Raw genomic sequence first — 19534 nt, 5'->3', positions numbered from 1 at the left:
ATGGGCATCCAGAGCGACTCCCCCCGCTTCACCGACAAGGACTTCGCCTCCGACCAGGACGTGCGGTGGTGCCCCGGTTGCGGCGACTACGCCATCCTGAAGGCCGTCCAGCGCACCCTGCCGCAACTGGGCGCGACGCCGGACTCCACCGTCTTCGTGTCGGGCATCGGCTGTTCGTCGCGGTTTCCCTATTACATGGCGACCTACGGCTTCCACACCATCCACGGCCGCGCGCCGGCCGTCGCGACGGGCCTCAAGGTGACCAACCCGGAGCTGGACGTCTGGGTGGTGACCGGCGACGGCGACGGGTTGTCCATCGGCGGTAACCACATGCTGCACGTCCTGCGGCGCAACGTGGATCTGAACATCCTGTTGTTCAACAACGAGATCTACGGCCTGACCAAGGGGCAGTATTCGCCCACCTCGCCCTGCGGCACCCGCTCGCCGTCGAGCCCGGCCGGGTCCATCGACGCGCCGCTGGTGCCGGCGGCCTTCGCGCTCGGCGCCGGCGCCCGCTTCGTGGCGCGCGGCGGCGACACCCTGCTCAAGCAACTGCCCGAGGTGCTGAAGCGCGCCCACGCCCACAAGGGCGCGTCCTTCGTCGAGATCCTGCAGAACTGCATCATCTACAACGACGGCGCCTTCGACTCGGTGACCGACAAGAAGACCGTCGCCGACACCGTGCTGTTCGTGGAACACGGCAAGCCCATGCTGTTCGGCCGCGACGGAAGCAAGGGCCTCGTCCGCTCGCCCGACGGCTTCGGCCTGGCGGTGGCGACGCTCGGCGAAAACGGCGTGACCGAGGCCGACGCGCTGGTCCACGACGAGACCAACCGCCTGCTCGGCATGGCGCTGGCGTCCCTGCGGCCGCCGCACTTCCCCATGGTCATGGGCGTGCTGCACTGCGCCCCCGCCGAGACGTTCGAGTCGGCCTGCCGGGCACCGGCGGTGGATACCGCCGCCGACCCGGTGGAGGACATCCTCGCCCTGCTCCACAAGGGCGACACCTGGACCGTCGCGTAGGGGCCGCTCAGTCGCCTTCGAGGGCGCGGAAGAAGGCGAGCGCCGCCTGCTCCGCGCCGTCGGGCCACTGGTGGGCGTAAGTGCGGCCGGTGCGGGTGGCAGACTGATCGTGCAGGCACCACGCCACCGGCGCCGGATCGTCGGCGGCGCCGTAGCGGCGGCATACATAGGGCTCGGCGAAGCTTTCCGCCGGCGTCGCGGGCAGATCGTTGGCGGCGAGCAAGGCATCGCGCGCCGCCTGCCCCGTCTCCACCGGCACCAGCCGGTCCTGCGGGTGATGGAGCAACAGCGCCGCCGCCTCTCCCCGGCACTCGGCCGGCTGGATGCCGCCGGCCACCGTCGCCACGCCGCGCAAGGTCTCGCCCCGCGCACAGGCGAGCGTGTTGGCGAAGGTGGCGCCGAGGGAATGGCCGACCGCGAAGACGCGGTCGCGGTCGACGCAATAGTCCGCCGCCATGCGCTCCACCACCGCGTCGAACAGGGCCGCGTCCTGCGGCAGGCGCCAGACGAAGGTGCCGTCGGATTGCCGCTCGGCGCGCGGATAGACGACTATGGTCGGGCGCTTGGCCGCGTCCTCCAGGCCGTAGTAGCGACGCACGCGCTCCGCCGGGTTGGTGCGGCCGTGGAAGGCGACGATCAGCCGGTGCGGCACGGCGGGATCGTAGGCTTCGGGCACGGCGACGAGGATGCCGCGCGCACCACCCTCCAGCCCCACCGCCTGCGGCGGCCGATCCGGGGGCGGCTGACCGCAGCCGGCCGAAGCGGCGGCGGCGGGCGCGGTCGACAGGAGCCAGAACACGAGGGCGGCACGACGGTCGGTCATACCCCAACAACGCGCAAGCCGCGTCAGCAGTACTCCCCGGCGCCGGCGGCGGCGCGGCAGAAGTCCTCGAACCGGCCGGGGTAGTAGTGGGTGCGCGGCCAGCCGATGCGGTCGATGGAGAAGAACACCTTCTCCAGCCGCTCGCGGATGACGTCCGGCGGCTTGGTGTCGATGAGGAAGACGTGCTTGCCGCGGGCGTCCTCGGGGTTTTCCGCCAGTTGGCGCAGGATGAAGCGCAGCAGCGCGTCCTCGCGCGGCATGCTGTAGCCGACGATCACCAGCACGTCGGTCTCGCGCAGCAGCCGCACCGCCTTCGGGAAGATTTCATGGAAGTAGGGGTCGCCGTAGTCCTGCGCCCGCGACGGCAGGATGAGCAGCGGCGGCTCCTCGCGCACGGCCTCGTCGCGGCGGTCGCGGTAGTCGAAGTGATAGGTGTCGCCGCTGCGCAGGATCTCGAACCCGCCGTTCACCTTGATGAGGTTGCGGTCGACGGTCAGCGGCAGGTGGTCCCAGATGGTGCGGCCGCAGATGCGCGACGGCGTGACGCCGCGATAAAGCCGCCCGAACACCGACGGGCCGCCGCCGATGTGGTCGAGGATGGTCTCGATGGTGAAGTCGTAGTTGGTGGTCACGAAGTGGAACAAGGGCGTCGGCACCGCCCGCCCCATGCGGCTGGCCGATGTCGCCAGCCGGTCGAAGAAGCTCAGGATGGCGCGCTTGTCGGGGTCGTCCCGCACGGGGAAGCGCAGGGTCTCCGGGTCCACCGTCGCCATCTCGCAGGCGGCGCGGAAGCGGCGCTGGATGAGGGTGCGGATCTCGTTGACGCTGAGCTTCAGGTTGTGGGCATCGACATGGCGGTTGCGGATCTCCGGGTGGCGGATCTGCATGTCGATGATGTAGCCGAGGGTCTTGAAGCCCTCGAAGTTGATGTGGTCGTGGTCGCCCCAGCCGATGGCCTTCAGCAACTGGCGGAGGTTGGGGAAGTCCTCCAGTTCGTCGGCCTGCAGCACGAACAGCTCGCCGTCGGTGGGGGCATGGCGGTCCCAGGCCTTGGAAAACCCGGCGCCGCACCAGAAGGTCATGACGGGCGGCGGCGTGCTTTCGGGGTCGCCGCCGAGCAATCGGTCGAGCACGTCGGCAAAGGCCTCGATGGTCTGCGACAGCGCCCGGTCTACCAACGGCATGCGGCTCCTCCTCCCTCCCGTGACGGGGCCGGATTCGCCCCACGCTCCCAGCAACGCCGCCGCGGCGGCGCGGGTCGCCGCGCCTCAGGACAGCCCCGCCCAGGGTACCACGCCGATCACCGGCCCGTGCAGGTGCAAGAGCGCGACGTAGAGCAGCAGCCCCGCCGCCACCGGCACCCAGCCCGGCCACGCATCGCGCCACCGCACCCGCCCCGTCAGTGGCGCCGCCAGCGGCCAGGCCGAGGTGCGGGCGGCCAGCCGCCGCCATTCCGCCTCGCCCAGGCCGCGGCGCGCCTTGGCGTCCACCGCGAGCGGTCCGGCGAGGCTGAGCGCCAGCAGCAGCCCGAACAGGATGAGCGACGCCAGATCCTCGTTGGCGATCAGGTGGGAGCCGGCCCACAGGATGAAAGCCCAGATGAGCGGATGGCGCACCACCGCTGTCACCCCCGGCCGGTCGGGATCGAAGCCGCGCGAGCGCACCGCCACCGACAGCGGGTTCGGCTGCGTCAGCGCCGCCACGCCCAGGATGCAGGCGACCGGCATGAGCACGAGCGGCACCCAGGCCGTCGCCCCCACGTAATCGCGCACCGGCACGTAGGGCGCGGTGGCATAGGCCCAGCCGACCCAGGCCAGCACCAGCAGGCTGAGGGCGGAGTATCCGGCCATGTAGGGGCCGCGCCCGACGGTGGCGATCAGGCGGCTGCGCAGGGGGCGGGCGGCGGGCAGGCTGTGGGTCAGCAGGAAGACCGCGACGGCGAGCAACAATTGGGTCATGTCAAACGTCGGTCCAGTGCACGAGAGGGAACACGCCGGGGGTGCAGGACCACCCTAGGCCACGACCCTGACCCGCCACTTGACCGGGATCAAGATCGCCATGACAGACACCGACCGCGCCGCCGCCTCCGCCGCGTCGCGATCCGGCGGACCGGCCGTGTTTTCCGCCGCCTTCCGCGTCTTCTTCCTGCTCGCCGGCCTGCACGCGACGCTCGCCGTGGCGCTGTGGGCGCTGTGGCTGGCGGTGCCGGGCGGGGCGGCGCTCGGGCCAGCCACGCACCCGGTCGGCTGGCACGCCCACGAGATGCTGTTCGGCTTCACCGTGGCGACGGCCGCCGGCTTCCTGCTCACCGCCGTGCCGCACTGGACGGGCTGCGCCGAGCCGGGACGCGGCACGGTCATGCTGCTGGCGGGCCTGTGGCTGGCCGGGCGCATCGGCCTGTGGGCGGCGGGGCTGCTGCCGGAGTGGCTGGTGGCGGCGGTCGACCTCGCCTTCCTGCCGGTGCTGATCGGCGTGCTGGCCCGCGCCCTCTTGCCGACCCGCAAGCCGCGCAACCAGGTGTTCCTGCCGTTGCTCATGGTGTGGTGGCTGTGCACCTTGCTCAGTCACCTGGAGTTCATGGGCATCGCCGCGACGGGCACCTACGGCCGCCGCCTCGCCATCGACGTGGCGGCGGTGATGATGGTGCTGATCGGCGGGCGCATCGTGCCCACTTTCACCCGCAATTGGATGCAAGCCCACGGCCGGCCCGATTCGGTGCGCCAGGACGGGGCGCTGGAGAAGGTGGCCGTCGGTCTCGCCCTGCTCATGCTGATCCTGCACGCCCTCGGCGCGTGGTGGTGGCTGACCGGGATCGCGGCGCTGCTGGCCGGCGTGGCGGTGTTGTGGCGGCTGTCGCACTGGAACGGCATGGCGACGCTGGCCGAGCCCATCCTCTTCGTCCTGCACGTGGGCTATGCCTGGATCGGCATCGCCTTCCTGACCGAGGCGGCGGCGCATCTGTTCGACTGGCTGCCGCCGACCACCGCCTGGCACGCCATGACCGTCGGCGCCGTCGGCACCATGACGCTGGCGGTCATGAGCCGCGCCGCCCTCGGCCACAGCGGGCGGGTCATCGTGGCGGCACCGCTCACCAGCCTCGCCTTCCTGCTGGTCGGCATGGCGGCGCTGGTGCGGGTGTTCGGCCCGGCGCTGAAGCCCGGCGCCTACCTGGGCCTGATGGTGTCGTCGGGCGTGCTGTGGAGCCTCGCCTTCCTGTGCTTCCTCGTGGTCTATGCGCCGATCCTGACGCAGCCCCGCCGTATCGCACCGTAACACAGTGTAACGGCGTGCTTTTCCCTCTCCGCCGCGGGGCCGGGAGGGGGTATCCTCGGCCATCATGAGCACGCTGCCCGCCGAACCTCATCTGCTCGTCGTCGACGACGACCGCGAAATCCGCGACCTGCTCGGCCGCTTCCTCGTCCGCCACGGCTTCCGGGTGACGACGGCGGCCGACGGGGTGGAAATGCGCGCCCGCATGGCCGAGGACCGGCCCGATCTGGTGGTGCTCGACCTCATGCTGCCGGGCGACGACGGGCTTACGCTCTGCCGCACCCTGCGCGCCGAGGGCGACCGCACACCCATCGTCATGCTCACCGCCATGGGCGAAGACGTGGACCGCATCGTCGGCCTGGAGATGGGCGCCGACGACTACCTGCCCAAGCCCTTCAACCCGCGCGAGCTGGTGGCCCGTGTCAAGGCAGTGCTGCGCCGGGCCGCGCCGCCCGACGTCGCGCCGGCGCCCGACACTGCCCCCGATGCGCCCGGCGAGCCATCCTACCGCTTCGCCGGGCTGGTGCTCGACCCCGCCACCCGAACCTGCACCGCCGCCGACGGCACGGAACTGGACCTGTCGGCCGGCGAATACGACATGCTGCTCGCCTTCGTGGAGCATCCGCGCCGGGTGCTCTCGCGCGACCAGTTGCTGGACCTCGCCCGCGGCCGCCAGGCCATCGCCTTCGACCGCAGCGTCGACATCCAGGTCAGCCGGCTGCGCCGCAAGATCGAGCCCGACCCCAAGCAGCCCAGCCTCATCAAGACCGTGCGCGGCGGCGGCTATCTGTTCACGCCGGAGGTCGAACGGGCATGAGCGCGCGCCGCCGCATCCGCCTGCTGCCCGACACCATCACCGGCTGGTTCGTGGTGGTGCTGGCGGCCGTCCTGCTGGTGTCGCACCTCGCCGTGCTCGGCCTCTACGCCCGCAACCGCGAAGCGGCGCTGGAGGCGGCGGGCCTGCGCCAGGCCGCCGACCGCATGGCGGCGGCGGTGGAGACGGTGGCCGCCGCGCCGCCCGAGGCCCGGCGCGGCGTCGCCCGCGCCATGGGCAGCCACGGCTTCCGCGTGGTGCTGAGCCCGGCGCCGGTGGTGGAACCGGGGATCGGGCCGCTGGTGCGGATCATGGAGGGGCTGCTGCGCGAGCGTCTGCCCGACGCGGTGGAGCTGAGCGTCGGCCGCCTGCGCGACGACCTGCCGCCGCCCTCCGACATGCCGCCCGGCATGGGCCGCATGCACGCCCGCATGACCGCCCCCGGCGCCCTGCCCCATGTGGCGGCCGGCATGCGCCTGAGCGACGGGATGTGGCTGACCGGCGTCGTCGTGCTCGACCGCCCGGAACGCCTGTGGCAGCCGCAGTTCCTGGTGCTGGTGACCGCCGTGACCCTGGTGGTCGGCGCCATCGCCTATTGGGGCCTGCGCCGCGCCGTGCGTCCCTTGCGCACCCTGGAGGCGGCGGCGGTGCGGCTCGGCGTCGACGTCCGCACCGAGCCCCTGCCCGAAACCGGCCCGCGCGAGGTGCGGCGGGCGGCGGCAGCCTTCAATGAAATGCAGCGCCGCCTCACGCGCTACGTCGAGGACCGTACGCGCATGCTGGCGGCCATCTCCCACGACCTGCGCACGCCCATCACCCGCCTGCGCCTGCGCGCCGAACTGATGGACGACGAGACCGACCGCGACAAGATGCTCGCCGATCTGGAAGACATGGAGCGCATGATCGCCGCCACCCTCGCCTTCGCCCGCCAGGACGCGCAGGCGGAACCGCCCGCCGCCGTCGACCTCGCCGCCCTGCTGCGCGACGCGGCGGAAGGCCGGCCGGTGACGGTGGAGGCACCGGACGCCCTCGTCCTGCAGGCGCGCCCGACCGGCCTGAAGCGGGTCTTCGCCAACCTGCTCGACAACGCCGAGAAGTACGGCGGCAGCGCCTCCGTCCTGGTGACGCGGGACGCCGGCGCGGCGGTGGTGACGGTGGACGACCGCGGCCCCGGCATCCCGCCGGCGGAGCGCGAGAAGGTCTTCGCGCCGTTCTACCGCATCGAGGCGTCGCGCTCGCGGGAAACGGGCGGCACCGGGCTCGGCCTGTCGGTGGCGCGGACCATCGTCCATGCCCACGGCGGCACCATCACCCTCAGCGACGCGCCCGGCGGCGGCCTGCGGGTGACCGTGACACTCCCCCTTTAGCGGCTCCTGACGTGGCGGCACAGGTGTCGTAGGATAAGCCCCTGAAACGCCGCACAGAACGGCCCACAGGGAGATCGCCGCCGCCATGAACCTCGCCACCCTGCTCACCCGCGCCGCCGGGGTCGCCGCCACGGCGCCCGCCGTGCAGGTGGGGACGACCACCGTCGCCACCTGGGCCGCCCTCGCCGACCGCGCCGCCCGCCTCGCCGGCGCCTTGCGCCATGGGCTGGGCCTGGCGGAGGGCGAGCGGGTCGCCATCGCCATGACCAATTGCCCGGAGTACGTGGAGGCGCTGTTCGGCATCTGGCACGGCGGGCTTGCGGCGGTGCCCATGAACGCCAAGCTGCACAGCCTGGAATTCGACTACATGCTCGCCCACTCGGGCGCCCGCGTCGTGCTGGTGACGCCGGACATGGCCGGCAGCCTGGGCGCCTGCCCTGTCGTGCGCGACGGCGGCGTGCGCCTGATCGAGGCCGGCTCGGCGGAGTGGCGCGGCCTGCTCGCCCACGACCCGCTGCCCCCGGTGCCGCGTGGCCAGGACGATCTCGCGTGGCTGTTCTACACCAGCGGCACCACGGGGCGGCCCAAGGGCGCCATGCTGTCCAACCGCAACCTCCTGACCATGACGGCCTGCTACTTCATGGACGTCGACGCCGTCTCGGCCGCCGACGCCCTGCTTCACGCCGCCCCCATGAGCCACGGCTCCGGCCTCTACATCCTGCCGCACGTGGCCGCCATGGCGCGGCAGGTGATCCCCGAAAGCGGCGGCTTCGAGCCCGACGAGATCCTCGCCCTGCTGCCGCACCAGCCCGGCCTGTCGTTCTTCGCGGCGCCCACCATGGTTCACCGCCTCGCCCATGCGCCGGCGGCGGGCGGGTCCGATACGCGCAACCTGAAGACCATCGTCTACGGCGGCGGCCCCATGTACGTGGCCGACTGCCGGCGCGCCATGGAGGTGTTCGGCCCCAAGCTCGCCCAGATCTACGGCCAGGGCGAGAGCCCCATGACCATCACCGCCCTGTCCAAGGCCCTGCACGCCGACGCCGCCCATCCCCGGCACGAGGCGCGTCTCGCCTCCGTCGGCGTGCGGCAGACGCTGGTCGAGGTGCGGGTGGCCGACGACGAGGGCCGCCCGCTGCCGCCCGGCGAAACCGGCGAGGTGCTGGTGCGCGGCCCGTCGGTCATGCTCGGCTACTGGCAGGACGCCGAGGCGACGGCGCGCACGGTGCATGACGGCTGGCTGTTCACCGGCGACATGGGCGCGCTCGACGACGACGGCTTCCTGACGCTGAAGGACCGCAGCAAGGACGTCATCATCTCGGGCGGCAGCAACATCTATCCGCGCGAGGTGGAAGAAGTGCTGCTGACCCATCCGGCGGTGCGCGAGGTCTCGGTGGTCGGGCAGCCGCACGCCGACTGGGGCGAGGAAGTGATCGCCTTCGTGGTGCCCGCCGCGGGCGCCGCCTGCACGGCCGAGGAACTGGACGCCCTCTGCCTCGCGGCCATCGCCCGTTTCAAGCGACCGAAACGCTATCGTTTCGTGGAACACTTGCCGAAAAACAACTACGGTAAGGTCTTGAAAACGGAACTGCGGCGCCTGCTGTCCGGGGCGGAGGACGGCGGCGGCGACTGATCGCGGCTGGAGGGGATCGGGTTGGGGGTCAAGGGTTCATGGGCCGTCCGCGCCGCGGCGGCCGGACTGGCGCTCGTCGCGGCGGTGCTGCCCGGCCATGCCGACGCGGCCGAAGCGGCGCGCCCGTCCGACGGCGTCGTGCGCATCGGCGTGCTCAACGACCGTTCGGGCGTCTATGCCGACATCAGCGGCGAGGGATCGGTGGTCGCCGCCCGCATGGCGGTGGAGGAGTTCGCCGGCCGCGTCCTCGGCGTACCGGTGGACATGGTGTTCGAGGATCACCGCAACGATCCCGACCGGGCCGCCGCGGTCGTCCGCACCTGGGCCGCCGAGCGGGGCGTCGACGCCGTCGCCGACATCCCCAATTCCGGCGCCATGCTGGCCGTGCAGGAGGTGGGGCGCGAGACGAAGACCATCGTGCTCGCGGTCGGCGCCGCCGCCACCGCCTTCACCGGCGAGAAGTGCAGTCCCTACGGCTTCCACTGGGCCTACGACACCTATGCCCTCGCCAAGGGCACCGCCACCGCGCTGGTCGAGGACGGCGGCAAGACCTGGTACAACATCGTCGTCGACTATGCCTTCGGGCACGCGCTGGACGCCGACACCAAGCGTTTCGTGGCGGCGGCCGGCGGCATCGTGGTCGGTGGGTCGCACCACCCGCTCGGCGCGCCCGACCTGTCGTCGCTGCTGCTGCAGGCGCAGGCGCGGAAGGTGGACGTCATCGGGCTGGTCAACGCCGGCGCCGACACCGTTCTGGCGGTCAAGCAGGCGGCCGAGTTCGGCATCACGCCGGGGCCGCAGAAGCTGGCGGCCATGCTCATCTTCCTGCAGAACATCCACGCCCTCGGGCTCGATGCCGCCCAGGGACTCCTGCTCACGACCGGCTTCTACTGGAACCTGAACGAGGCGACTCGCGAGTGGTCGGCCCGCTTCTACGGCCGCACCGGGCAGATGCCGAGCATGATCCACGCCGGCGTCTATTCGGCCGTGCACCACTACCTGAAAGCGGTGGAAGCGGCCGGCACCGACGACCCCGACGCCGTGCAGGCGCAGATGCGGGCGCTACCCGTCGCCGACATGTTCGCGCCGAAGGGCGTGGTCCGCGCCGACGGCCGCATGGTGCACGACATGTACCTGATGCAGGCCAAGACCCCGGCCGAGTCCACCGGCGAGTGGGACCTGCTGAAGCTGGTCCGCGTCATCCCGGGCGCCGAGGCCTACCGGCCGTTGAAGGATGGGAACTGTCCGTTGGTCAAGTAGGCCCCGACTGGGTCTCGCGACCTACATCTTATGCCTTTGGGCATAATATGCATATCGGCCATGCGATAAATGCATTTCAGATTCGTTAACGCGACGGCCATTCTTCGGCCTCCGGCGGTGACGGGTCAGCCCGCGTCCACGCCGGTCGGGCTTCCCCCCCTTGCTTGCCCGGCCTGGCGACGTGTCCCCGATCCCCCATCCGCGACCGGACGCCGCGGCGTCCCGTCACCGCTGGAAGACCCTCCCCCACATCCTGTCCTGCTGCGTGCGCGTCAGTCCTGCTGCGGCTTCTTTTCGCCGGCGACGGCGCGGCTGCGGGCGGCGACTTCTTCCGGCATGCGGTGGCCGTCGCGCCACTGGTCGGGCGGCACCCAGGCGCTGCTCCACAGGCCGAGATTGCCCTTCTTGGCCTGTGCCTCGGCCTCGACGTAGCGGTCGGATTTGGACAGGGCGCGCCCCTGGAGCACCAGCGCTTCGCCGATGTCGCGGCCCTCGACGAGGCAGACCGCCTCGCCGCCGCTCTCCAGCCGGCATTCCACCGGCTTCACCGACAGATCGACGATCTTCTGCAGGGCCTGCGCCGCCTGTTCGCCGCAGGGCTCGACGCGCTGGTCGCGCACGCACTGCTGCCGCAGGGCCGGCGCCTCGACGCCCGCGAGCGTCACCACCCGGTCGCCGAGCCGCAGCGTGTTGCCGTCGAGCACCATCACGTCCTTCTTTTCGACCGACACGGCGGGCGCGGTCTCCGACGTCTGGGCGTGCGGCCGACCGCCGGTGGCAGCCAGGGTCACGGCGACGCCGAGACCGGCGGCGAGTATCAGGCGGTGGGTTTTCATGGTCCGGACCTCCGTGGCGCGACCGTCGACTCTTCAGGCCCGAGGCTGGCCCGCGCATGTGGCGTCAATGGGAGCGCGAATGAGGCGATGTCGTGGCAGGCCCGGGCCCGCTCCCCTGGCCCGGCCGGCACGGCGGCGCCGGGCACTCGGTGTCGCGCTCGATCTGCACGGTGGCGTGCCCGACGTCGAACCGCTCGCGCAGCTCGTGGTGGATGCGGTGCAGGACCGTCGTGTCGTCGGTCCCGGGTAGGATACGCGCGTGCAGCGTCACCAGGTTCCGATCCGGCGTCAGCATCCAGGCATGGACATGGTGCACTTCGACCACGCCGTCCACCGTCGCCACATGATCGCGCAGGGATGCGACGTCGAGCGCCTCGGGCGTGCCCTCCAGCAGGATGTGCGCCGTGCGCCGCAGCAGCGGCATGGTGGTGCGCAGGATGAGCAACGCCACCAGCAGCGACAGGATGGGGTCGATGGGCGTCCAGCCGGTCCACAGGATGACCAGCGCCGCGACGATGGCCGCCACCGACCCCAGCAGATCGCCCAGCACGTGCAGCGCCGCGCCGCGCAGGTTGACGTTCCGCTGGTCGCCGCCGTGCAGCACCGCGAAGGCCGCCACGTTGACCGCGAGCCCCGCCACCGCCACGCCCAGCATCATGCCGCCGCCCACCGGCTGCTGCGCCAGCAGGCGCGCCGCCGCCTCCCAGCCGATCCAGGCGACGATGACGAGCAGCGCCAGGGCGTTGACGAAGGCCGCCAGCACCTGCACCCGGTGCCATCCGTAGGTGCGCGCGGCGTCGGCGGGTCGGCGGGCGAGGCGGAAGGCGAACAGCGCCAGCGCCAGCGACGCCGCATCGGTCAGCATGTGCCCGGCATCGGCGAGCAGCGCCAGCGAGCCCGAGACCATGCCGCCCACCACCTCCGCCACCATGAACGACGCGGTGAGCACGAAGGCCACCAGAACCCGCCGCGCATCGCGGTCGCTGGCCGGCGCCGCCATGGTGCCGTGGTGGTGGTGGTGATCGTGATGATGGTCGCTCATGATGGTCCGTGCTGCATGTTCCGGCGCGACGCGGCCCGGCCGCTCGGCGTATAGTGGCACCGCCCACCCCGCCTTTGGTAGTACCGATGACCGTCGTCCCTCCGCCTGCGCCGCCCGCCGATCTCCTCGACCGCCTGACGACCCCGGTCTGGGTGTTCGATCTGCAAACGTTGCGCATGGTGTGGGCGAACGCAGCCGCCCTGCGCCTGTGGGCGGCGGAGAGCGTGGCGGAGCTGTGCGGCCGCGACTTCACGAACCCCTCCCCCGCCGTCGCCGCCCGCCTCGCCGGCTACCGCGCCGCCTTCGCCGCCGGGCAGACGCTGGAGGAAACCTGGACCCTCTATCCGGCCGGCGTCGCCGTCACCGCCGCCTGCCGGTGCTCCGCCGCGCGCTGGCCCGGGTTCGCAGAGCCCATGCTGGTGGAAGCGGCGGTGCTCGACCGCAGCGCCGTGGCGCCGGATCTGCTGCGCGGCACCGAAATCATGCGCCACGCGCCCGGCGCCACCTGCCTGGTCGGACTGGACGGCCGCGTCATCCAGCGCAATGCCGCGGCCATTCGCCAGTTCGGCCCGGCCGGCGGGCCGTTCGCCGAGGCCCTGCGGCACCCGGACCTCGCCGCCGACCTCCTCGCCCAGGCGGCGGAGGGGCTCGCCTTCGCGGCGGCGGTGGAGATCGCGGTCGGTCCGGGACAGGAGCCGCGCTGGCACCTGACCGAGATCATGCCCATCGACGACCCGGCCACCGGCGACCGCGCCGCCCTGGTGCACAGCACCGATATCACGGACCTGCGCAACACCGAACTGGACCTGCACCGCCAGCGCCGGCTGCTGGCCGACATCCTCGACACGCTGCCCATGAACGTGTTCGTCAAGCGCCGGGACGGCCGCTTCCTGTTCATGAACCGCGAGTGCCTGGCGACCGTCGGCGCCGAGCGCGGCGCGGTCGAGGGGCGTACCGACTTCGATCTCTTCCCGCCCGAGGTGGCCGCCCGCCTGCGCGCCGCCGACGAGCAGGTGTGGCGCCTGGGCCGGCTCGACGCCCACGAGGAAACGGTGATCGACCGCCACGGGCGCGAGCGCACCTTCATCGCCGGCAAGGCGGTGGTGGAAGCCAGCGGCGGCACCCAGGTGCTGGTCGGCTATTCCGTCGACATCGAGGAGCGCAAGGCCCTGGAGCGCGAGGCGAGCCGCCAGCGCGATTTCGTGCGCACGGTCATCGACAGCGACCCCAACCTCATCTTCGTCAAGGACCGCGACAACCGCTTCCTGCTCGCCAACAAGGCGCTGGCCGCCCTGTTCGACCGCACGCCCGAAGAAATGGTCGAGGCCCACAACGCCGAGATCCACGACCACGCCGACGAGGTCGAGGGCTACCTGCGCATGGACCGCGAGGTGATCGACACCGGCGTGGCCCGGGAGGTGGAGGAACCCTTCACGCTGCCGAGCGGCGAGGTGCGCTTCTACCGCACCCTGAAGCAGCCCATCCGTCTCGGCGACGGGCGCACGGGCGTGCTCGGCATCTCCGTCGACATCACCGGCCTGCGCCGCACCACCGAGGAGCTGGCCGCCCGCGAGGCGCGGCTGCGGGCCATCCATGCCACCGTCGTCGACGGCCTCGTCACCATTTCCGAGGACGGCATCATCCGCGCCGTCAACCCGGCGACGGAACGGATCTTCGGCTATCCGGCGGCCCGCATGATCGGCGCGCCGGTCGCCATGCTGATGCCGGAGCCGTATGCCGACGGCCACGACGCCAAGCTGACGCGCTACCTCGCCACCGGCGAGGGCGGCATCATCGGGGTGGTGCGGCGCCTGTCCGGCCAGCGCAGCGACGGCACGATCTTCCCCATGGAGATCGCCGTCGGCGAGGTGGAGGAAGGCGGCCAGCGCCTGTTCATCGGCGTGGTGCGCGACATCACCGTGCGGGCTCGGGCCGAGGAAGCGCTGCGCGCCAGCGAACAGCGCTTCCGCGACCTCGCCGAGGCGACTTCGGACTGGTTCTGGGAAATGGACGCCGAGTTGCGCTTCACCCGCCTGACCGGGGCCACCACCCTGAGCGAGCCGGAGATCCGCGACTGGGTCATCGGCCGCCGCCGCCAGGACCTGTTCGACCCGGTCAACGAGCCCGCGCGGATCGCCGAGCATCTGGCCGATCTGGAGGCGCGGCGGCCGTTCAAGAACTTCCTCTACCGCACCGGTCCGCAGACCGGCCGGTCGCGCTGGTTCCAGGTGTCGGGCAAGCCGATCTTCGCCGACGACGGGCGCTTCCTCGGCTACCGCGGCACCGGCACCGACGTCACCGACCGCATCGAGGCGGAAGAGCGCGTCACCTCGGCCGAGCGCAAGCTCTACACCGCCATCGCCGCCATCTCGGAAGGCTTCGCGCTGTTCGACGCCGAGGACCGGCTGGTGCTGTGCAACGACCGCTACCGCCAGATGTACGGCGGCGTCGCCCACATGCTGGAGCCCGGCGTCTCGTTCCCCGCCATGGTGGAGGAAGCGGTGCGCCTCGGCCTGTTCGCCCAGTCCGGCGAGGATCTGGAGCGCTGGGTGACGCGCCGCCTCGCCGAGCACCGCGACCCCTCCGGCCGGCCGTTCCTGCAGCGCCTCGCCGACGGGCGATGGATCCAGAGCGTGGAGCGCCGCACGCCCGACGGCGGCGTGGTCGGCACCCGCGTCGACGTCACCGACCTGAAGACCGCCCAGGCGGCGCTGGAACGGCTGGCGCGGCGCAACGAGCTGATCCTCAATTCCGTCGCCGACGGCATCTTCGGCCTCGACACCGCCGGCCACTGCATCTTCGTCAACCGCGCCGGCGCCGGGCTGCTCGGGTTCCAGCCGGTGGAGCTGGTGGGCGTGCCGCTGCACCCGCTGATCCACTACAAGACCGCCGACGGCGGCTACCTGCCGCCCGATGCGAGCCCGCTGGTGGCGGCGGCACGCGACGGGGTGGCGCGGCTGGTGGAGGACGACGTCTTCTGGAAGAAGGACGGCAGCGCCCTCGACGTCGCCTACACGGTCGCCCCCATCGCCGACGACGGGGTCATCTCGGGCGCCGTGGTGGCCTTCCGCGACATCACGGAGCGCAAGCGCATCGACCGCCAGCTGCGCGACGCCAAGGAGGAGGCGGAGGCCGGCGCGCGCGCCAAGTCGCAGTTCCTCGCCACCATCAGCCACGAGATCCGCACGCCCATGAACGGCGTCATCGGCATGACCGGGCTGCTGCTCGACACGCCGCTCGACGGCCAGCAGCGCCGTTTCGCCGAGACCATCCGGGAAAGCGCCGATGCGCTGCTCGCCATCCTCAACGACGTGCTCGACTTCTCCAAGATGGAGGCCGGGCGCCTGGAGCTGGAGGAAAGCGAGTTCGAGCTGCTGCCGCTGGTGGAGAGCGTGGTGGAGATCCTGGCGCCGCGCGCCCTCACCCGCATGGTCGACATCGCCGCCCACGTGGCGCCGGGGGTGGCCGGGCGGTGGCGCGGCGACCCCGGGCGGCTGCGCCAGATCCTGCTCAACCTGGTCGGCAACGCGGTGAAGTTCACCGAACGGGGCGCCGTGACCCTGACGGTGGAAGCCGAACCCGAGGCCGGCGGCATCGCCGTCCGCGTCGCCGACACCGGCCGCGGCATCGCCGAGGACGTGCTGCCGCACCTCTTCCAGGAGTTCAACCAGGGCGAGTCGGGCGTGGCACGCCAGTTCGGCGGCACCGGCCTCGGCCTCGCCATCAGCCGGCGCCTCGCCGAGGCCATGGGCGGGCGCATCGCCGTCGAAAGCCGGCTCGGCGAAGGCAGCGTGTTCACGGTGGTGGTGCCGCTGTGCGCCGGCGAGCCGGCGGCAACGCCTCCCGCCGCGCTGGCAGAGGTGCGCGTGCTGCTCATCGCCGCGCCCGGCCCGGCCCGCGACCTCGCCACCCGCCACCTGCGCAGCGCCGGCGCCGCCGTCGCGCTGGCCGGATCGGCCGACGAGGGGATCGAGCGGCTGCGCGAACGCACCGTCTTCACGGGCGATTGCGGCACCCGCTTCGATCTGGTGGTGGTGGACGGCGCCCTGCCCGACGGCAGCGCCCTGCCCGGCCGCATCAAGGCGGAACCCTGCTGGGCCGGCCTCAAGGTGCTGCTGCTCGGCGGCTTCGGCGGCACCTCCCGCGTCGCCCGGCGGGAGACCGACGCCCTGGTCGGCCGCCCCATCCGCCAGAGCGTCTTCCTGCGCCTCGCCGCCGCCGCCCTGGCCGGCGACCGCACCGCCGTCGCCGCCGTAGCGAGTGGGGAAGCCGCCGATGCCGCCCGCGTCCTGCCCGACCCGGTGGAAGCGACCCAGCGCCTGCGCATCCTGGTGGCCGAGGACAACCACGTGAACCAGCAGGTCGCCCAGCGCATCCTGGAGCGCCTGGGCCATCACGTCGACGTGGTGGGCAACGGGCTGGAGGCGGTGGAGGCCGTGCGCGCCCTGCCCTACGACCTGGTGTTCATGGACATGCAGATGCCCGAGATGGACGGGCTGGAGGCCACCCGCCGCATCCGCGGCCTGGCCGGCGAGGTCGCCGCCATCCCCATCGTCGCCATGACCGCCAACGCCCTGCCGAGCGACCGCGAGCGCTGCCTCGCCGCCGGCATGACCGACTACGTGTCCAAGCCGGTGAACGCCGGTCGTCTCGCCGAGGTCATCACCCGCGTCGCCGCCGCCCCCGTCGCCCGCGTCGACTGGGAACCGCCGACCGCCGGTGAAGCCCCGGCCGCCCCCGGCGACGACGACGCCCTGCTGCTCGATCATGCGGCTTTGGTCGAACTGGAACAGCAACTTCCTGCGGAACTGGTACGGGACTTGCTGATAACCTGTTTGTCGGAGGCCGAGGCCTTCGCCGCCACGATCACGTCGGGCGCATCGACCGGGGACCTGGACCAGGTGGAGTACGCGGCGCACAGCCTGAAAGGCAGCGCCGCCAACTTCGGACTGAGGGCTCTGGCGGGTGTCGCGCACCGGCTGCAGACGGCGGCGGCGGCCGGACCGGCGGACGTCATTCCGCACCTCGTGGCGGAATTGCATCGCACTCTGCAACGCACCCGGGCCTCGGTGGAGGAGAGACTCCACGACGCCTGACACAGGAGACGGTCCCGTGCATCGCATCGTCATCGTCGACGACAGTCTCGTCAGCGGCCTCCTGCTGAAGCATCTGCTGAACCGCGTACCCGGCCTGCGGGCGGATTCCTTCCAGGACCCGCTCGACGCCCTGGCCAGTTGCGCCACCATGCCGCCCGCCGCGGTGGTCACCGACTACAAGATGCCGAACCTCGACGGCCTGACCTTCATGGAGGCCCTGCGCCTGCTGCCCGGCTGCGCCGACGTGCCGCTGGTGATGGTGACCGGCGAGCAGGGCGTGCGCGAGCGGGCGCTGCACCTGGGCGTGTCCGCCGTGCTGGGCAAGCCGGTGGAGCCGGCCTTCATCCAGGAGACGGTGGTGCGCCTGCTCGGCCTCGATCAGGTCGCCAAGGCCTCGTAAGGCACCACGATGGCCGAACTGTTCGCCGCCGCCCCGCATCCCGCCGCTCCGGCAGCACAGGACGCCTTCGCGGCCGACTACGCCGCCGCCCGCAGCCGCTTTCTGGCGGCCGCGGCGACGGCGGAGGCGGCCGTCGAGAGCTTCGCCCACCCGCTGACCGGCCCCTCCGGCGAGGCGCTGGCGACGGACACGGCATGGCTCGGACCCGCCGACGCCGGCCGCGTGCTGGTGCTGCAGAGTGCCACCCACGGCGTCGAGGGCTTCTGCGGCGCCGGCATCCAGACCGACCTGCTGCGTGCCGCCCCGGCGCCGCGCCTGCCGCCGGACACGGCCCTGCTGCTGATCCACGCCCTCAACCCGCACGGCTTCGCCTGGCTGCGCCGGGTGAACGAGGACGGCGTCGACCTCAATCGCAACTTCGTGGATTTCGCCGGCCCCCTGCCCGCCAACGCGGGATACGAGGCGCTCGCCGATGCCCTGGTGCCGCCGGCCACCGACGCCGCGACGCTCGCCGCCGCCGACGCCGCGCTGGCCGCCTATGCCGCCGACCACGGCCAGCGGGCGCTGGAGGAGGTGGTCACCGCCGGCCAGCACACCCATGCCGATGGACTGTTCCACGGCGGCACGGGCCCGACGTGGTCGCGGCGGACCCTGGAGAGCATCCTCGCCCGCCACCGCATGGCCGAACGCCGGTCGGTGGCGGTGATCGACCTGCACACCGGCCTCGGTCCTTACGGCTATGGGGAGCTGATCTGCGACCATCCGCCGGGCAGCGCGGCGGTGGCGCGGGCACGGGCGTGGTGGGGCGTGTCGGTGACCGAGCCGCTGCTCGGCACGTCGTCGTCGGGGGCGAAGACCGGGCTGGTGGACTACGCCTGGCACGCCGTCGGACCGCAGGTGGTATTCGTGACGCTGGAGGTGGGCACCTTCCCCACCGGCCGGATGTTCGAGGTGCTGCGCGCCGACCATGTCCTGCACCGGACCGGAGCCGTCGACTGGCAGGCGCCGGAGACGCGGCGCATAAAGGCGGCGCTGCGCCGCCATTTCTATCCGGACGCCGACGACTGGCGGGAGCAGGTGCTGTGGCGCTCCCGCCAGGTCGTGCGTCAGGCGCTGGCCGGCCTCGTCGCGGCCGGCTGACGGCGCGTCAGGCCGCCGTGGCGGGCGTCGCGTCCAGGGTGCAGATGGCTTCCGGATCGTCCAGGCGCAGCACCATGCTGGCGGTCAGGAAGAACTCGTGGTGGATGCCGTCGGTGCCGACGTAGCCGGCCATGAGGTCCTGGCCGAGGATGATGGGCCCGACGCGCTCGTCGACCACCACGCCGCCCTCGATTGGGGCCTTGAAGATGCCGGCGGTGCAGACGCGCTTCAGGTGCTCCAGCTGCAGCAGGTCGGAGCCCTCGTAGCGGCGGAACAGCTGGTTGTAGAGCGCCGGCGACAGCGCCATGGCGTAAGGACCGGGGAAGCCGCCGTCGTCGAGCAGCGTGACGGCCTTCACCACGTCTTCCAGCGCCCGGTCCACCTGGGTCCAGTCGCCGGCGGTGAGGGTGCGGCGGCCGGTGGCGGTCAACAGGCCTTCCAGCCCGAAATCCTTGTTGCCGTAGTAGACGAACTCGTCCTCGCGGCGCGCCATGGCCTCGGCGGCGTCTTCCACCGGCGCGAGGCTGAGCGGCTGCCCGTATTCGGTGGCGGCCACCAGGCGGCGCGTGGAGATGCGGAACCGCTTGCGCAGCATGGGGATGGAGACGGCGCGGCTGACCACGGCACCGGCCTCGTCGTCGCCGACCTGGCGGCAGAAGCCGTCGTTGCCGACCTCGATGTTGGTCAGGCCGGGACCGTAGGGGCCTTCCACCTCCAGGAAGCGGCGGCCGGTGAGCATGGCCGCGGCGGCCTCGGTGGCGGCTTCGTCGATGGTCTCCCACAGGTCCGCGCCGAAGGGAGCCAGTTTGCGGTTGAGCATGTCCATGACG

The 19534-nt window shown here is 72.1% G+C and carries 15 protein-coding genes; 9 read left to right on the top strand and 6 right to left on the bottom strand.

The annotated features are described in order from the left end of the window. Positions 1-1023, top strand: a complete 1023-nt coding sequence (locus CRP50_RS08505) for a 2-oxoacid:ferredoxin oxidoreductase subunit beta (RefSeq protein WP_097278600.1) — start codon at positions 1-3, stop codon at positions 1021-1023. A 7-nt stretch (positions 1024-1030) separates the two neighbouring features. Here CRP50_RS08505 and CRP50_RS08500 read toward each other — a convergent pair whose 3' ends face one another. From CRP50_RS08500 to CRP50_RS08490, 3 genes are all read right to left on the bottom strand, one after another. Then, entirely contained in the window at positions 1031-1846 is an 816-nt protein-coding gene (locus CRP50_RS08500; RefSeq protein ID WP_097278599.1) for an alpha/beta hydrolase family esterase, read from the bottom strand. A 23-nt stretch (positions 1847-1869) separates the two neighbouring features. Further along, on the bottom strand, positions 1870-3030 hold the full coding sequence (locus CRP50_RS08495) for an SIR2 family protein (RefSeq protein WP_097278598.1): 1161 nt from the start codon (positions 3028-3030) through the stop codon (positions 1870-1872). Between the two features lie 84 nt (positions 3031-3114). Next, entirely contained in the window at positions 3115-3804 is a 690-nt protein-coding gene (locus tag CRP50_RS08490; protein WP_097278597.1) for an NnrU family protein, read from the bottom strand. Between the two features lie 100 nt (positions 3805-3904). On the opposite strand from CRP50_RS08490, the gene CRP50_RS08485 reads away from it, so the two are divergent. From CRP50_RS08485 to CRP50_RS08465, 5 genes are all read left to right on the top strand, one after another. Beyond that, on the top strand, positions 3905-5119 hold the full coding sequence (locus tag CRP50_RS08485; protein WP_141415092.1) for an NnrS family protein: 1215 nt from the start codon (positions 3905-3907) through the stop codon (positions 5117-5119). A 64-nt stretch (positions 5120-5183) separates the two neighbouring features. Next, a complete protein-coding gene (locus tag CRP50_RS08480; protein WP_217992020.1) occupies positions 5184-5933 on the top strand; it encodes a response regulator in 750 nt (249 codons plus the stop codon). Next, positions 5930-7297 carry an ATP-binding protein gene (locus CRP50_RS08475; RefSeq protein WP_097278593.1) on the top strand — a complete coding sequence of 456 codons (1368 nt, stop codon included), beginning with the start codon at positions 5930-5932 and terminating at the stop codon, positions 7295-7297. The genes CRP50_RS08480 and CRP50_RS08475 overlap by 4 nt, the downstream gene beginning before the upstream one ends. Positions 7298-7382: 85 nt before the next feature. Further along, complete coding sequence (locus tag CRP50_RS08470) at positions 7383-8930, top strand: AMP-binding protein (protein ID WP_097278592.1); 1548 nt, start codon at positions 7383-7385, stop codon at positions 8928-8930. Between the two features lie 21 nt (positions 8931-8951). Continuing rightward, the gene (locus tag CRP50_RS08465; RefSeq protein ID WP_245913411.1) at positions 8952-10190 is read left to right on the top strand and encodes an ABC transporter substrate-binding protein; all 1239 of its coding nucleotides are present in this window, start codon (positions 8952-8954) and stop codon (positions 10188-10190) included. A 272-nt stretch (positions 10191-10462) separates the two neighbouring features. On the opposite strand, the gene CRP50_RS08460 is transcribed toward CRP50_RS08465, so the two are convergent. Next, positions 10463-11026 (bottom strand): thermonuclease family protein, encoded by a 564-nt coding sequence (locus CRP50_RS08460; RefSeq protein WP_097278591.1) that lies wholly within the window; start codon positions 11024-11026, stop codon positions 10463-10465. Positions 11027-11090: 64 nt separating this feature from the next. Then, positions 11091-12068 carry a cation diffusion facilitator family transporter gene (locus CRP50_RS08455; protein ID WP_097278590.1) on the bottom strand — a complete coding sequence of 326 codons (978 nt, stop codon included), beginning with the start codon at positions 12066-12068 and terminating at the stop codon, positions 11091-11093. An 86-nt stretch (positions 12069-12154) separates the two neighbouring features. On the opposite strand from CRP50_RS08455, the gene CRP50_RS08450 reads away from it, so the two are divergent. The 3 genes from CRP50_RS08450 to CRP50_RS08440 are packed head-to-tail and all read left to right on the top strand — an operon-like array spanning position 12155 to position 18704. Further along, positions 12155-17164 carry a PAS domain S-box protein gene (locus CRP50_RS08450; RefSeq protein ID WP_097278589.1) on the top strand — a complete coding sequence of 1670 codons (5010 nt, stop codon included), beginning with the start codon at positions 12155-12157 and terminating at the stop codon, positions 17162-17164. A 16-nt stretch (positions 17165-17180) separates the two neighbouring features. Next, on the top strand, positions 17181-17564 hold the full coding sequence (locus CRP50_RS08445; RefSeq protein ID WP_176525086.1) for a response regulator: 384 nt from the start codon (positions 17181-17183) through the stop codon (positions 17562-17564). A 9-nt stretch (positions 17565-17573) separates the two neighbouring features. Continuing rightward, positions 17574-18704, top strand: a complete 1131-nt coding sequence (locus CRP50_RS08440) for a M14 family metallopeptidase (RefSeq protein WP_097278586.1) — start codon at positions 17574-17576, stop codon at positions 18702-18704. 7 nt (positions 18705-18711) lie between these two features. Here the strand turns inward: CRP50_RS08440 and CRP50_RS08435 are convergent, their stop codons facing one another. Then, positions 18712-19530 (bottom strand): family 1 encapsulin nanocompartment shell protein, encoded by an 819-nt coding sequence (locus tag CRP50_RS08435; RefSeq protein WP_097278585.1) that lies wholly within the window; start codon positions 19528-19530, stop codon positions 18712-18714. Positions 19531-19534 lie beyond the last annotated feature (4 nt).

The sequence above is a fragment of the Caenispirillum bisanense genome, from assembly GCF_900230255.1.
GTDB classification, from domain to species: Bacteria; Pseudomonadota; Alphaproteobacteria; order Rhodospirillales; family Rhodospirillaceae; genus Caenispirillum; species Caenispirillum bisanense_A.
This window is presented reverse-complemented; position numbering and strand designations above follow the sequence as displayed.

Coding starts and splice junctions, on each gene's coding strand:
- CRP50_RS08500 (WP_097278599.1), bottom strand. CDS start 1,846: ATGACCGACCGTCGTGCCGCCCTCGTGTTCTGGCTCCTGTCGACCGCG.
- CRP50_RS08450 (WP_097278589.1), top strand. CDS start 12,155: ATGACCGTCGTCCCTCCGCCTGCGCCGCCCGCCGATCTCCTCGACCGC.
- CRP50_RS08440 (WP_097278586.1), top strand. CDS start 17,574: ATGGCCGAACTGTTCGCCGCCGCCCCGCATCCCGCCGCTCCGGCAGCA.
- CRP50_RS08505 (WP_097278600.1), top strand. CDS start 1: ATGGGCATCCAGAGCGACTCCCCCCGCTTCACCGACAAGGACTTCGCC.
- CRP50_RS08455 (WP_097278590.1), bottom strand. CDS start 12,068: ATGAGCGACCATCATCACGATCACCACCACCACCACGGCACCATGGCG.
- CRP50_RS08490 (WP_097278597.1), bottom strand. CDS start 3,804: ATGACCCAATTGTTGCTCGCCGTCGCGGTCTTCCTGCTGACCCACAGC.
- CRP50_RS08495 (WP_097278598.1), bottom strand. CDS start 3,030: ATGCCGTTGGTAGACCGGGCGCTGTCGCAGACCATCGAGGCCTTTGCC.
- CRP50_RS08460 (WP_097278591.1), bottom strand. CDS start 11,026: ATGAAAACCCACCGCCTGATACTCGCCGCCGGTCTCGGCGTCGCCGTG.
- CRP50_RS08475 (WP_097278593.1), top strand. CDS start 5,930: ATGAGCGCGCGCCGCCGCATCCGCCTGCTGCCCGACACCATCACCGGC.
- CRP50_RS08470 (WP_097278592.1), top strand. CDS start 7,383: ATGAACCTCGCCACCCTGCTCACCCGCGCCGCCGGGGTCGCCGCCACG.
- CRP50_RS08485 (WP_141415092.1), top strand. CDS start 3,905: ATGACAGACACCGACCGCGCCGCCGCCTCCGCCGCGTCGCGATCCGGC.
- CRP50_RS08480 (WP_217992020.1), top strand. CDS start 5,184: ATGAGCACGCTGCCCGCCGAACCTCATCTGCTCGTCGTCGACGACGAC.
- CRP50_RS08435 (WP_097278585.1), bottom strand. CDS start 19,530: ATGGACATGCTCAACCGCAAACTGGCTCCCTTCGGCGCGGACCTGTGG.